The organism is Listeria rocourtiae FSL F6-920, from assembly GCF_000525975.1.
GTDB lineage: Bacteria > Bacillota > Bacilli > Lactobacillales > Listeriaceae > Listeria_A > Listeria_A rocourtiae.
The window spans coordinates 17,227-31,925 of record NZ_AODK01000032.1; the positions used below are offsets into that span (position 1 = coordinate 17,227).

General features: G+C 41.8%; 10 protein-coding genes, 4 pseudogenes and 1 other annotated feature. Of the genes and pseudogenes, 9 read left to right on the plus strand and 5 right to left on the minus strand.

Annotation, left to right across the window (positions count from 1 at the left end; genetic code table 11):
* Positions 1–11: 11 nt before the first annotated feature.
* The 9 genes and pseudogenes from PROCOU_RS10765 (at position 12) to cspD (ending at position 8,601) form a co-directional block, all read left to right on the plus strand.
* Positions 12–689: a YggS family pyridoxal phosphate-dependent enzyme gene (locus PROCOU_RS10765; protein ID WP_036072321.1), complete on the plus strand. Its 678-nt coding sequence runs from the start codon at positions 12–14 to the stop codon at positions 687–689.
* A gap of 19 nt (positions 690–708) precedes the next feature.
* Positions 709–1,200 carry a cell division protein SepF gene (locus PROCOU_RS10770; RefSeq protein WP_036072323.1) on the plus strand — a complete coding sequence of 164 codons (492 nt, stop codon included), beginning with the start codon at positions 709–711 and terminating at the stop codon, positions 1,198–1,200.
* A 39-nt stretch (positions 1,201–1,239) separates the two neighbouring features.
* Positions 1,240–1,503 (plus strand): YggT family protein, encoded by a 264-nt coding sequence (locus PROCOU_RS10775; RefSeq protein WP_036072325.1) that lies wholly within the window; start codon positions 1,240–1,242, stop codon positions 1,501–1,503.
* 176 nt (positions 1,504–1,679) lie between these two features.
* On the plus strand, positions 1,680–2,456 hold the full coding sequence (locus PROCOU_RS10780) for a YlmH family RNA-binding protein (RefSeq protein WP_036072327.1): 777 nt from the start codon (positions 1,680–1,682) through the stop codon (positions 2,454–2,456).
* A 147-nt stretch (positions 2,457–2,603) separates the two neighbouring features.
* A complete protein-coding gene (locus PROCOU_RS10785) occupies positions 2,604–3,140 on the plus strand; it encodes a DivIVA domain-containing protein (protein ID WP_036072329.1) in 537 nt (178 codons plus the stop codon).
* Positions 3,128–3,370: a binding site (T-box leader), on the plus strand. (Overlaps the previous gene by 13 nt.)
* An 88-nt stretch (positions 3,371–3,458) precedes the next feature.
* Positions 3,459–6,220: pseudogene (gene ileS, locus PROCOU_RS10790) on the plus strand (isoleucine--tRNA ligase).
* Positions 6,221–6,295: 75 nt separating this feature from the next.
* Positions 6,296–7,285 carry a diaminopimelate epimerase gene (gene dapF, locus PROCOU_RS10795; RefSeq protein ID WP_036072331.1) on the plus strand — a complete coding sequence of 330 codons (990 nt, stop codon included), beginning with the start codon at positions 6,296–6,298 and terminating at the stop codon, positions 7,283–7,285.
* A gap of 16 nt (positions 7,286–7,301) precedes the next feature.
* Entirely contained in the window at positions 7,302–7,994 is a 693-nt protein-coding gene (locus PROCOU_RS10800; protein ID WP_036072334.1) for a phosphatase PAP2 family protein, read from the plus strand.
* Positions 7,995–8,399: 405 nt separating this feature from the next.
* Positions 8,400–8,601, plus strand: a pseudogene (gene cspD / locus PROCOU_RS10805) (cold-shock protein CspD).
* 135 nt (positions 8,602–8,736) lie between these two features.
* On the opposite strand, the pseudogene ilvA reads toward cspD, so the two are convergent.
* From ilvA to PROCOU_RS10830, 5 genes and pseudogenes are all read right to left on the minus strand, one after another.
* A pseudogene (gene ilvA, locus PROCOU_RS10810) lies at positions 8,737–10,006 on the minus strand (threonine ammonia-lyase IlvA).
* A gap of 21 nt (positions 10,007–10,027) precedes the next feature.
* Positions 10,028–10,610: pseudogene (gene leuD, locus PROCOU_RS10815) on the minus strand (3-isopropylmalate dehydratase small subunit).
* Positions 10,588–11,985, minus strand: a complete 1,398-nt coding sequence (gene leuC / locus PROCOU_RS10820; RefSeq protein ID WP_036072336.1) for a 3-isopropylmalate dehydratase large subunit — start codon at positions 11,983–11,985, stop codon at positions 10,588–10,590. The pseudogene leuD and the gene leuC overlap by 23 nt, the downstream one beginning before the upstream one ends.
* A gap of 2 nt (positions 11,986–11,987) precedes the next feature.
* Positions 11,988–13,040, minus strand: coding sequence for a 3-isopropylmalate dehydrogenase (leuB, locus tag PROCOU_RS10825; RefSeq protein ID WP_036072338.1), 1,053 nt, complete (start codon positions 13,038–13,040; stop codon positions 11,988–11,990).
* Positions 13,037–14,578 carry a 2-isopropylmalate synthase gene (locus PROCOU_RS10830; RefSeq protein ID WP_036072339.1) on the minus strand — a complete coding sequence of 514 codons (1,542 nt, stop codon included), beginning with the start codon at positions 14,576–14,578 and terminating at the stop codon, positions 13,037–13,039. The genes leuB and PROCOU_RS10830 overlap by 4 nt, the downstream gene beginning before the upstream one ends.
* Between the last annotated feature and the right edge of the window lie 121 nt (positions 14,579–14,699).

Sequence of the window (14,699 nt, forward strand, 5' to 3'; positions counted from 1 at the left end):
GGTGATATGTGATGAGCTATAATAATAACTTACAAACAATAGAAGATAGAATTTCTAAAGTGGCGCAAAAAAAAGGTCGTGATGCAGCAGATATACACTTGGTTGCTGTAACGAAGACCGTGGATGTTGCTGCAATGGAGAAGCTATACGATTTGGGCATTCGTCATTTTGGCGAAAATAGAGCGGATGTTTTTACAGAAAAAGTAGAAGCGTTTGCGGATAAATCTGACATCGTTTGGCATTTTATCGGATCTTTACAGACACGAAAAGTAAGGGCCATCCTACCATATACGCATTTTTTACATTCATTAGACCGCAAGTCATTGGCTGATGAAATTGAAAAACGTGCGACACAGAAGGTTGCTTGTTTTCTACAAGTCAATATTTCTGAGGAAGACAGCAAACATGGTTTTAATGCCGATGAAGCAGTTGCATTTGTGAAAGAGCAAGACTATCAGCATATTGAAATTGTTGGATTGATGACTATGGCTCCAAACACCGATGATGAGCATACTTTACATCACGTTTTTCAAGGATTAAAAGCAGTGCAACTAGAGATAGAGAAACTTAAAATCCCAAATGTTCCATGTCACGAGTTATCGATGGGAATGACAAATGATTTTGAGATTGCAATCGAGGAAGGCGCAACGTTTATCAGAGTAGGAAGGGCTTTAGTAGAGGAAAACTAAATGTGGAGGTGTAAATCAGATGGGATTAAAGAATAAATTTAAATCATATTTTTTCTTAGATGAGGAAGAGGGCGAAGAGTACTATGAAGAGCAGCCAGTTGCGGCAAAACCGCAGCCACTTCGCGAGGTTCCAACTGAGAAAAAAATGAAAAAAACAACTGGAAAGAACTATTTTACGAATCAAAATGAAGCAGCATCGGCCGATGATCATAAGGTTGTAAGTATGAATGGAGCGCAATTTTCAAGCCAGATGGTACTTGTTGAGCCACGAGTTTACGCAGAAGCACAAGAGTTATCGGATTACTTGAAGGAATACAAAACAGTGGTCGTGAACTTACAGCGTATTAGCCATGACCAAGCAATTCGAATTGTGGACTTTTTAAGTGGAACTGTGTATGCTTTAGGTGGAGATATTCAACGTATTGGCAACAATATTTTCCTCTGCACACCAGAAAACGTCGAGGTAGATGGCGCTATTTCTGAGATGTTAGAAGAACAAGATTTTATGTAAATGAGGTGTAACATATTTTAGCATATCAGATCGCACATTATGTTTTTTTTAGTACTGGATTATTTCCCTTACGTACTGTTTGTTTATATTTTAATGTCTTGGTTCCCAGGAGCCTATGAAACAACATTTGGTCGCTTTTTAGCGAAAATTTGTGAACCTGTTTTGGCACCTTTCCGGAAAATCATTCCGCCAATTGGTGGGGTGCTTGACTTGTCACCAATCATTGCTTTCTTTGCGATAAGAATGGCAACGTATGGTTTACAATACTTAGTATATAATTATATCTTGCCACTATTTATCTAAATAATGATACCGAAATGGAAGCTGACTGAGAATCAGGAGCACTCTATTCGGTATTTTTTGGAATTTTTTGCTATTAAAAGCATAGAAGCGTGCTATAATGGGAACTATCAGAGCACGACTAAATCGCGAGATGCTTTTCGAATAAGCATTTTGCCACCAAGGGGAGTAAGGGGAGTATGGAAGGGATTTATCAACATTTTAGAGCAGAAGAACACAGTTTTATTGATCTGGCATTAGAATGGATTGTGCAGGTTGAAGATCAATATACACCGCGATTAACAGATTTTCTTGATCCGCGTCAACGTCTTATTTTAGAGTCGGTTGTTGGTGGCTACGAACATGTGAAGGTGAAATTCTGGGGTGGGGTTGCACATGCAGAACGTCGCCGTGCACTTATTTATCCGGATTATTATGAGCCAACAGAGGCTGATTTTCAGATTACGCTGTACGATATTAGGTACCCAGTTAAGTTTACGGAATTAACGCATCAGAAAATTCTTGGAACAGTCATGTCACTTGGTATGAAACGTGATATTTTTGGTGATATCTTAACAGAAAATGAGCTGTGGCAGTTTTTTGTGATGAGCGAGATGAAGGATTATATTGGTTTGCAACTTGATAAAATAGGGAAAGTCAACATCATGTTGGAGGAGCTGAATCTTGACCAAGCTTTGCCAGTGCGCCTTGATTGGGATTACATTGGGACGACGATTACAAGTTTACGCCTGGATTTGGTTGTGGCAACCGCGCACAATATTTCGCGCCAAAAAGCGAAGCAATTAGTTCAAGGGAAATTAGTGAAAGTAAATTGGAAAACTGTAGAGAATCCAGATTTTGAGTGTGAAGAGTTAGATATTATTTCAGCACGTGGTTACGGTCGTGTGAAACTGGGTGAAATAAATGGTCACACGAAGAAAGATAAGATGCGGATAGAAATTGGTTATTTACGTTAAAATTTTGGCTTTTTGAGATGATAATACTTGCGAGAATGTTATAATTTTATTATAGTAAGAACAGGTATATAAGGAATGCAGTTTTATGGTATAATAGAAGGGCTAGCCTAGAATTTGTTAGGTTTTGACCATATGGAGGTGTTGAGCATGCCATTATCACCGCTGGATATACATAATAAAGAGTTTAGCCGTGGTTTTAGAGGTTATGAAGAGGATGAGGTGAACGAATTCCTCGACCAAATTATTAAAGATTATGAACAACTGATTAAAGAAAAGAAACGCTTAGAAGAGACACTATCTTCAAGAGATGATCGCCTCGGACATTTCACGAATATCGAAGAGACGCTGAACAAGTCCTTAATTGTGGCACAAGAAGCTGCGAACCAAGTGATTGATAACGCGGATAAAGAAGCGAAGTTAATTGTGCGTGAAGCGGAGAAAGATGCAGATCGTATTTTGAGTGACTCACTATCAAAAGCTCGTAAAATTGCGATTGAAATCGAGGATTTAAAGCGTCAGTCTAAAGTCTTCCGTGAACGTCTGCGCTTACTTGTAGAGACACAAATGGATTTGATTAAGAGTGATGATTGGAAGCAACTGATGGAATATGAAGTGGATGCAACAGAATTGAAATCAGCTGAACCAGAGGAATTCGTGGAAGAAAATGAAGCAGAAAAGCTATAATTGAGACAAGTACACTCTTCGAAATAGATTCTATTTTAAAGCGAGCTGGTGATGGTGAGAGACCAGTAATTAGGACAGAAAGTGGAAATCACTCAGGAGCTCTGATTTTGAAAGGCTATGTGCTGATTAGGAAAAAGCGTATGTCGGCGTTAACGATGGAACGAAGTGGGCAAAGATGGAAGGTCGATGTCAACAAGGGTGGTACCGCGACTATTAGACTCGTCCCTTTTTAGGGGAGGGTCTATTTTGCATTTTATCTAGATTTGAATGCACTGGAAGTAAGGCGGAGAAATAATTTTATATAAAGGAGAATAACTGATGGAATACAAAGATACGTTATTAATGCCGAAAACAGAATTCCCAATGCGAGGCAATTTGCCGAATAAAGAGCCGGAATGGCAAGCAAAATGGGAAGAGATGGATTTATACGACGAAATTCAACGAAAAAATGCGGATAAGCCAACGTTTATTTTGCATGATGGACCGCCATACGCGAATGGCGAGTTACACATGGGACACGCGATGAATAAAGTTATTAAGGACATGATTGTTCGTCAAAAATCGATGAGCGGCTTTCGTTCACCATACGTTCCTGGCTGGGACACACACGGCTTGCCAATCGAGCAAGCATTGGCGAATAAAGGTGTGAAGCGTAAGGAGATGACTGTTGCTGAATTTCGTAAGCTATGCGCCGAATATGCGTATAAACAAGTGGATATTCAACGAGCTGGTTTTAAGCGCCTTGGCGTGACTGGCGAGTGGGCTAACCCTTACATCACGTTGCAACCGGAATATGAGGCGGAACAAGTAAAAAGTTTTTTGGCGAAATGGCGAAAAAAGGTTATATCTATAAAGGAAAGAAGCCAGTGTATTGGTCCCCGTCTAGTGAATCGGCCTTAGCTGAAGCTGAAATTGAATATCAAGATAAGAAGTCCGCCTCTATTTTTGTGGCGTTCAAAGTGACAGACGGTAAAGGCGTATTGGATGTTGGTACGAATATTGTTATTTGGACAACCACACCGTGGACTATTCCTGCAAATATGGGAATTACCGTGAATCCAGATTTGGGATACGTTGTAGCAACTGTTAATGGTGAAAAATATGTTGTTGCAGAAGCGCTTTTTTCAAGTCTTCGCGAAACATTAGGTTGGGAAAACGCAGAAATTGTAAAAACAGTGCGTGGTTCTGAATTAGATCGTGTTATTACGCAACATCCATTCTACAATCGTGATTCGCTTGTGATGAACGGTGCACATGCGACGGCAGAAGCTGGTACCGGTGCGGTTCATACGGCGCCTGGGCACGGGGAAGATGATTTTATCATTGGTCAAAAATATGAATTAGAGACATTGGCACCACTTGATGATCGTGGTGTGTTTACAGATGAAGCGCCTGGCTTTGAAGGTGTATTTTATGATACAGCGAATAAAATGGTGACGGAGAAGCTAGAAGAAGTCGGCGCGTTGCTAAAAATGGAATTTATTACGCACTCGTACCCGCATGATTGGCGTACAAAGAAACCAGTTATTTTCCGTGCAACACCGCAATGGTTTGCATCAATTAACAAGTTTCGTCAAGAATTGTTAGATGCTGTGCAAGGTGTTACTTGGACGCCCTCGTGGGGTGAAACACGTTTATTTAACATGGTTCGTGATCGCGGAGATTGGGTCATTTCTCGCCAACGTGTTTGGGGTGTACCACTACCGATTTTCTATGCAGAGAATGGGGAGTCAATCATTACCGATGAGACAATTAACCATATCTCGGAATTGTTCCGCGAACATGGATCAGATATCTGGTTTGAGCGCGAAGCAAAAGATTTATTACCAACTGGATTTACGCATGAAGGTAGTCCAAACGGCGAATTTACGAAAGAAAATGATATTATGGATGTATGGTTCGATTCAGGATCAAGTCACCAAGCAGTCCTTGAAGCGCGTCCTTATTTGAATCGTCCAGCAGATCTTTATATGGAAGGATCTGACCAATATCGTGGTTGGTTCAATTCTTCACTGACGACTAGTGTTGCTATTAGCGGTGAGGCACCATATCGCAATGTTTTAAGTCACGGTTTTGCTTTAGATGGTGATGGTCGTAAAATGAGTAAATCGCTTGGAAACACGATGCTTCCAGGAAAAGTTATCAATCAACTTGGTGCGGATATCGTGCGCCTATGGGTTGCATCTGTCGATTACCAAGCCGATGTGCGTATCAGTGATAATATTCTAAAACAAGTTTCCGAAGTTTATCGCAAAATTCGTAACACGATGCGTTTCTTACTTGGAAATATTTCTGATTTCACAGCAGCAACAGATGCCATTGCATATGAAGATTTACGTGAGGTTGATCAATATCTACTCATTAAATTAGATGAGCTTGTTAAGAATGTTCGCGCGAGTTATGATAAATATGAGTTCTCAACGATTTATCACCAAATCAATAATTTCTGTACAGTAGAACTTAGCCAATTTTATATGGATTTTGCGAAGGATGTCGTATATATCGAAGCCGCAGATAGTAAAGATCGTCGCGCGATGCAAACAGTATTTTACGAAACAGTTGTCGTTTTGACGAAATTATTGGCGCCAATCTTGCCACATACAACGGACGAGGTTTGGTCGCACTTAACAGATCAAGAAGAATTAAGCATTCACTTGACAGAGATGCCAGAAGTGAAGGCATATTCTGCATCTGAGGCAATTATGGATAAATGGGATCGTTTCATGCAAATTCGTGATGTTGTCCAAAAAGCATTGGAAGAAGCGCGTAATGAGAAAATTATCGGTAAATCCATGTTGGCAAAAGTGACATTGTTTGTTGATGATGAAGCGAAACAACTATTCGATTCTTTAGAAGGTGATTTTGCACAATTACTCATCGTGTCTGATTTTGAATTGATAGAAGGGCTTAGTGGTGTGCCTTCTAATGCGGTTAAAGACCAACATGTGGCAGTAGCTATTACTGTAGCTGAAGGTGAGACTTGTGAACGTTGCCGTGTTGTGAAAAAAGATGTGGGCGCAGATCATAACCATGAAACATTGTGTAAGCGATGTGCTGATATTGTGGTGGCAAATTATTAAATAATTTTTGAGGTCCTTTGAAAAGCTAAGATGGCTTACGAAGGACCTCAAGCTAATAGAAGAGGAGGAACTTGGATGGCACATATTAACTTCATCAAAGTACACGGCTCACAAAATGATTTTTTTCTAATCGACGAAGCTAAAAACAACTTAACTGACTGGCAAGATACGGCTCGTGCCAAACTCGCTCGTCGAATTTGCAATCGGGAAGAAGCGCTGGGAGGTGCAGATGGTATCTTATTCGTTTCTCCAAGCTCAAATAGCGCCTCTATTGGTCGTATGCGCGTTTTTAATGCAGATGGCTCCGAAGCGTCGATGTGTGGGAATGGTCTGCGTACAGTGGCGCGTTACCTCTTAGAAGAGTATGATTTACAAGAAGCAACGATTGAAACGATGAAAGCCGTGCTTCAAGTCTCTAAAGCGGAGGAAATTGGCGTTGGTATTCCAACATATCAAGTCGAAATATCCCCCGTTTTATTCGCGCCAGAAACGCTACCGTTAAATTGGGATGCGGCGCAGATGGTGGATGAAGTAGTACCGGATTTTGATGCTGATTTGCATTTTTCAGCAGTCGCTGTGCCTAATCCGCATTTGATAACTTTTGTTAATCAGAAGGTGCTTGATTCAGATAAACAAGTCAAGCTCGCGACCTATCTAAATGGCGAAAATCCTTACTTCACAGATGGCGTCAATGTAAGCTTTGTGAAAGAGTTGGCAGAAGATACGATTTATGTTCGAACTTTTGAGCGTGGCGTTGGTTTTACGAATGCCTGTGGGACGGCGATGTCAGCCTCTAGCCTGATGAAGAAGCTACTTCACAATGATAAGCTGGAAACACCTGTCCACGTGTATAATAACGGAGGGCGTGTCAAAGTCACAGCAAGTAAAGATCAAGCAGGCGGGTTACATTTGCAACTGATTGGTAATGCTACATTCGTATATGACGGAGTGCTAGCTGTAACAGATACAGCAATCAATTTAATCAAAAAAAGAGATACCAATGAACAAGCGAATTATCAAGCCATGGTGGAAGAAGTGCAAGCCTTCCTACAAAAAAACAAGTGAAGTTAGGAGTAAAACAATGAATACAAACAAAAAGAAAGCAATCCCGTTATTCACTATCGGCGGCTTTGCCTTAATACTATTCGTTATCGTAGCATTGGCAGTGAATTCTGAACCGAGGTGGGTTGCCAAATTTGATTTAAGCTGGATTAGTCGTATTCAAACAAACATCTCAGCCTCTAAAACAAGCTTAATCGAGACATTAACGATGATTGGAAGCGCAGAAACAGCCATTGTGTTGACAGTAATTATTGTTATTGTTCTATTTATCCTACGTAAGTTTGTCGTGGGGCTATGGTTTGGTGGAACCGTGCTCGTATGTGCTGTTTTACTAAACACTATTTTAAAAGATATTTTCCAACGTCCACGCCCAAACTTCAACCGCCTAATTGCAGAAACTGGCTACAGTTTTCCAAGTGGACATGCGACTGGCTCCACGATTTTTTATGGTTTAGCAGCGATGTTTTTAATCTTCACCGTAAAACAAATGTGGGTTAAAATTGTTATCGGTGTCGCTGGACTGAGCTGGATTATTTTCATTATGTGTTCACGCGTCTATTTGGGTGTTCACTATCCAACTGATGTACTGGCTGGTTTTTTATTCGGAATTGCCTCTATCTTCATTTCGCTAGGCGTATACTTCTTAGTGCGCGAGCCATTACACAACTTGCTTGTGAAATGGCGTATCAAAGATCGTAGTGTCATTAAGTAAAGATTAACCGTACGCTTTTTGGGGGATTGCAATCATTTATGAGAAGCAATCCCCAAAAAGCTATACTGAGGATTTATTCCCGATAGAATACTACTTTTCATTGAATTGTCGAAATAATGGCGCACTAGGTAAATATTCCTTGCATTTTTAGAATGGAAGCGTTACAATATTTGTATCGATGATAATAATGTCTCCTTACAAAAGGATTGTTGGGATGCTGTAGGAGCTTGGCAAGAGATTATTCACGTGTTATAAAGGATACTGATCCTTATACATGAGTATCTTTTATAATATGTGAATTTTTATATGAAAACCAAGGTGAGCTTGTTGCTTAGCAGTTTCCCAGTAAGTTTTTTATTTGTAAAAGGAACATATTAAGAAAAATTTTTTGGAGGTTTTTGACACATGCAAGAAGGTACAGTAAAATGGTTCAATGGCGAAAAAGGTTTTGGATTTATCGAAGTTGAAGGTGGCGACGATGTATTCGTACATTTCAGCGCAATCGAAGGAGACGGTTTTAAAAACGCTTGACGAAGGTCAAAAAGTAGAATTTGAAATCGTAGAAGGACAACGCGGACCTCAAGCTGATAAAGTAACAAAACTTTAATTCTAGCGCGAGAACGTGAATAGAGATTGAGTAATGGCCCGTAATGAAGCTGTTGCTCAATCTTTTTTATTTCAAAAAAGTACAGTATGTAAGTCCCATGCGAAAATGGAGGGATCTATATACTGTACTTTTTAATTAAACGAGTAATGTATAGAGCATTTGATTATCATTAATCGGCATGAAACTTGGATCAAAAATGGCAATGCGCTCTAATAATTTTTCATAATCATTTGGATTTTGCAAAAGGACCCCAATGATGACCGGTCCTTGATTACGGTTCACTTTTTTTGTATATTCAAATTTAGTAATGTCATCATAAGGACCAAGGACATCATTTACAAATTCGCGCAGGGCACCAGGTCGTTGTGGAAAATTGACGATGAAGTAGTGTTTTAGCCCTTCGAAAACAAGTGAACGCTCTTCAATTTCTTGCATTCGATTAATATCATTATTTCCACCGCTCACGATGCAGACAACATTTTTGCCTTTGATTTGTGGCCGGAAATGGTTGAGTGCTGCAACAGAAAGGGCACCAGCAGGCTCTGCAACGATAGCTTGTTTTGTATACATATCAAGAATCGTTGAGCAAACTTCTCCTTCATCGACTTCTGTGACTTCATCGACTAATTTCTCGCAATGTTTATACGTAAGCTCGCCTACTTGTTTTACTGCCGCACCATCTACAAACTTATCGATTTTTGGCAGATTGACTACTTTTCCGGCTAATAACGCTTTAGCCATTGATGGAGCACCGCTTGGTTCTACTCCAATGATTGTTGTGTCGGGACGGACTGCTTTTACGTAAGATGCTACGCCTGAAACTAAGCCACCGCCTCCAATCGCTGCAAACACAAAATCACAATTCTCTGAACCTAAATCGTCTAGCATCTCAACTGCAACTGTCCCTTGGCCAGCAATAATATCAGCGTCATCAAATGGTGCAATAAAAGCCTTGTTATGCTCAGCGCTAAATTTCTTAGCAGAGTAGGCAGAAGCGTCAAACGTATCACCAGTCAATCGAACTTCGACAAAATCACCACCGAAAAAACGAACTTGTGATACTTTTTGTTGGGGCGTTGTCGTTGGCATGAAGATTGTTGCCGGCACACCAAGTTTCTGACAGGTGAAGGCAACACCTTGAGCGTGATTTCCAGCACTGGCGCATGTGACGCCATTTTTTTAATTGTTCATCGGTTAGCTGGGCGATGGCGTAATAAGCACCACGTAATTTGAAAGAACGAACCCATTGTAAATCTTCCCGTTTTAAGTAGACGTTGCAGTCATATTTTTGCGATAAGTAATAGTCTTTTTCGAGTGGTGTGTGTTTAACGATAGATTTTAACGTATCGTATGCATCAAGCACATCTTGTTTACTAACTAAAGCATCGACATCAACCATTTCCATAACATCTTCACATCCTCATTTTTAGTAGGCGCGTACTTTGTTTTCATATTCAGTAATTAGAGATTCATGTTCCATCGTTTGGGCAATATCATCGAGTCCTTTGATGAATTTTTCTTTCCATGTAGCGTCGATTTCAAAGTCGTACGTTCCAGTTGAGCTGATTACTTGTTGCTTCGGTAAATCGATTGTAATTTTTTTCGTCTGCGGGAATTGTTGCGAGTTTTGCGCGTGCTTCTTTTGGCAAACTAATTGGTAAAATACCGTTTTTCGTGCAGTTCATGTAGAAAATATCGCTATATCCGCCAGCAATAATGACACGGAAGCGATAGTCGAGTAGGGCCCAAGGAGCGTGTTCACGGCTAGAGCCACAGCCAAAATTTTCCCCCGTTACAAGGATGGTTGCTTCTTGGCGATCAGAATCATTTAGAGGGAACTCAGGATTCAAGGAACGATCGGGAAGATAGCGCCATTCATCAAAAAGAAACTCACCGAAACCAGTTCGTTCGATGCGTTTTAGAAATTGTTTTGGGATAATTTGATCGGTATCAATGTTATCGTTCATCAGGGCTACGGTTTTTCCTTTATGCAACACCATTGCTTCCATTTTGCCACACTCCTTTGCGAATATCGATAAAGCGACCATTAATCGCTGCTGCTGCTGCCATTGCTGGGCTTACCAAGTGGGTTCTTGCCCCTTTTCCTTGACGACCTTCAAAATTACGATTAGATGTCGATGCGCAGTGAATACCTTCGGGTACTTGGTCAGGATTCATGCCAAGGCACATGGAACAACCGGGTTCACGCCATTCAAAACCTGCGTCGATAAAAATTTGATCAAGACCAATACGCTCAGCAGCAAGGCGAACTTGGCGAGAACCGGGAACGACCATTGCTCGAATTCCAGGTGCGACTTGTTGCCCTTTAACGATTTGGGCAGCTTCTTCAAGATCGGAAAGTCGTGCGTTGGTACAAGAGCCAATGAAAACGTAGCCAAGGTCGATTTCTGAGGCTGTTTGACCTGGTTTGAGTCCCATGTATTGATAAGCGCGCTCATCATCGGTGTTTTGGGTAGCTGGGAATGCTTGGGTAATTGGAACACCCATACCGGGATTTGTACCCCATGTGACGTATGGCGCAAGATCAGTTACATCGATTTCAATGTCGCAGTCATAGGTTGCATCGGGATCACTCGGTAATGTTGCCCAATCTGCAATTGCTTCTTCCCAATTTGTTGGTGCGTATTCACGTCCCTTAATATAGGCGAATGTGGTTTCATCGGGAGCCATCATGCCCATTTTTGCACCGCCTTCAATCGACATGTTGCAAATTGTCATGCGTTCTTCCATTGTCATGTTCCGAACAGCTTCTCCGTAATATTCAACAGCATACCCACTGCCAAACGCAACGCCGTATGTTGCAATTAGGTGAAGAATAACATCTTTTGCATACACGCCTTTTGGAAGGGTACCATTGATTTTAACTCCCATTGATTTTGGTTTTTGTTGCCAGATAGACTGCGTAGCAAGGACATGTTCCACTTCACTTGAGCCGATACCAAAAGCCATCGCTCCGAAAGCGCCATGTGTTGCGGTATGCGAATCACCACATACGATTGTTTTACCCGGTTGTGTTAGCCCAGTCTCAGGGCCCACCATGTGCACGATTCCTTGACGTTCACTGCCGACATCGGCAAGTGTGACGCCAAACTCTTCACAGTTTTTGCGAAGTGCATCAATTTGTTTTTTTGCAACGACGTCGTGGATATTGAAAATATCTTCGGTTGGGACATTATGATCCATCGTAGCGAACGTGCGATCTGTGCGGCGAACCGGTCTTCCTTCCATTCGCAATCCTTCAAAAGCTTGAGGAGAGGTAACTTCATGCACCAAATGCAAATCGATGTATAATAGTTGTGGTTCACCTTCTTTTCCAAATATGACGTGACGATCCCACAACTTATCGAACATTGTTTTAGCCATTGTTATTCTCCTCCTTTAACTCGTTTTTTTACTTCATTTGTGAATGCAGTAGTTGATGTACTCCCGCCAAGGTCCCTCGTTAAGAAACCCGCTTCCATAGTTTTTGCTGCGGCTTTGTCTAAATAATCTGCGGCTTCGAAAAGCTGGAAAGAATGGCGTAGCATCATGGATATAGATGAAATCATTGACATTGGATTTGCGATATTTTGACCTGCAATGTCTGGTGCGGAGCCATGAATCGGTTCATATAGTGATGGACCTGTCTCTGGGTGGCTTGCGGATGGAAGCATGCCAAGTGAACCTGTAATAACAGATGCTTCGTCACTCAAAATATCACCAAACATATTTTCTGTTACGATAACATCAAAAGTGGTAGGACGTTGGATGAGAATCATAGCTGCTGCATCTACATATAGATGTTCTAATGTAACTTCTGGATAGCGTGTTGCTACACGTTCTACGACTTGGCGCCATAGCTTACTCGATGCTAGAACATTAGCTTTGTCTACGGATGTGACTTTGTTGTGGCGTGTTTTTGCGAGCTCAAAAGCTTGTACTACGATACGTTCTATTTCTAGTGCGGTATAGGTTAGCGTGTCTACTGCACTTTTTTCATCCCAGTGTTTTGGTTCACCGAAATAGATGCCACCAGTCAGTTCGCGCACCACGACAAAGTCTGTCCCTTCTACTATTTCCTTTTTTAAAGGGGAGAGGTGTGCAATCGTGTTTGGAACTTGAATCGGACGAATATTGGCGAACAACCCAAGCGCTTTACGCAGTGCTAGCAAACCTTGCTCCGGACGCTTTGGCGCGTTATCCCATCTAGGTCCACCAATCGCGCCGAGCAAAATAGCATCTGCCCTTTGACAGGCAACGAGTGTAGCGTCCGGAAGTGGTTCGGATACAGCATCAATACCAGCACCACCAAACGGATGTGTTTCAACGTTAAAGTCTAGTTGGAATTTTTCGGCGAGCGTTGCTAGAATCTCTAAACCGCTCGCCATGATTTCTGGTCCAATCCCGTCGCCAGGAAGAGCCGTAATAGAATAGGTCACTTGACTGGAACCTCCTCATTTGTTTGTTGTTTTGCTTCGGCTGCTTTGGCGCTGGCATGAAGGTAAGATTTGGCAGAGGCGGTGAGAACATCGTTGTCAATGCCAATCCCGTGATACGTTGTGCCATCCTTATCCTTGACAATAACGTGAACCTCAGCTTGCGCATCGTGTCCCGCAGTAATTGCTTGGATACGATAATCTGTGAGCTCGACATTTTGCTCCATCAAACGGTTGATTGTATTATAAATTGCTTCAATACTACCTGCGCCAGTTGCGGCATCTTCCAAAACAGAGCCATCTTCTGCATGGATTCGGACAATTGCGCCCTGCACGCCACCCGTCACATACTGCACTTGTAAATGATTTAATTCATAATCATCGGCTTTTTCGGATGCTTGGCCAAGAATCAATGCATGCAAATCGTCTTCCGTTACATCTTTTTTCACGTCCGCTAAGTGTTTGAACCGTTTGAAAGCATCGTTCTTCTCTTCATCGGTCATCGTATAGCCAAGCTCTTCCATACGCGTTACAAAAGCATGGCGACCAGATAGTTTGCCGAGTGGTAGCGAATTTTTTTCAACTCCAACCAAGGCAGGCGTGATAATCTCATATGTTGTTGGTTCTTTCAAAACGCCATCTTGGTGAATACCAGATTCATGCGCGTAAGCATTACCACCGATAATAGCTTTATTACGCGGAACAGGCATACCAGAAAGGCGACTGATTAGATCACTCGTTTTTTTCGTTTGATTTAAAATAATCCCGGATTCCGATTTGTAGTAATCATTGCGAATATGCAGTGCCACAGCAACTTCCTCAAGCGCCGTATTACCAGCACGTTCGCCAATCCCATTTATTGTTCCTTCGACCCGTCGCGCACCGTTCTCAATCGCAGCAAGCGCGTTCGCAACAGACATTCCAAGATCATCATGACAGTGTGTAGAAAAAATCACCTCATCAAAACGGGGAATATTTTCACGCAAGTAGTGAAAGAGAGCTCCAAATTCTGTCGGGTTTGTAAAGCCCACTGTATCGGGAATATTAATCACCGTAGCCCCAGCATCAATGGCGGTTTGAACAGCCTCAACCAGAAAAGCTGGATCTGTTCGTGTTGCATCCTCAGGAGAGAACTGCACGATTGGAAAAAGTTTGCGAGCATGTGCAACATGGTGTTTAATTGATGCCAAAACTTCAGATCTGCTCATGTTTAATTTATGCTTCATATGTACATCACTTGTAGCAAGAAAAACGTGAACTTGAGCATTTGCTGCATTGCGTAGCGCTTCGTACGCACGGTCGATATCACGTTCTACAGAGCGTGCCAAACCGCAGACAGTAGCTGTTTTAATCACGCTTGCAATTTCTTTTACGGAATGAAAATCACCATCAGATGCAATTGGAAATCCAGCTTCAATTACATCAATTCCATAAGTCTCAAGCTGGCGCGCAATCTGAATTTTCTCTTGCTGATTAAAATTGACGCCCGGCGTTTGTTCGCCGTCACGTAGCGTAGTATCAAAAAATTGAATATAAGCCATATTTTCACCTCATAAGAAAAGGGGGCAGCGTATCGACAAACACTCATTTTCGTCGTTAAAGTCTGCGCGCTGGTGCTTATGTACAAATCGTACATTCCGCTCTAGTGCTCGACTTTGCTAG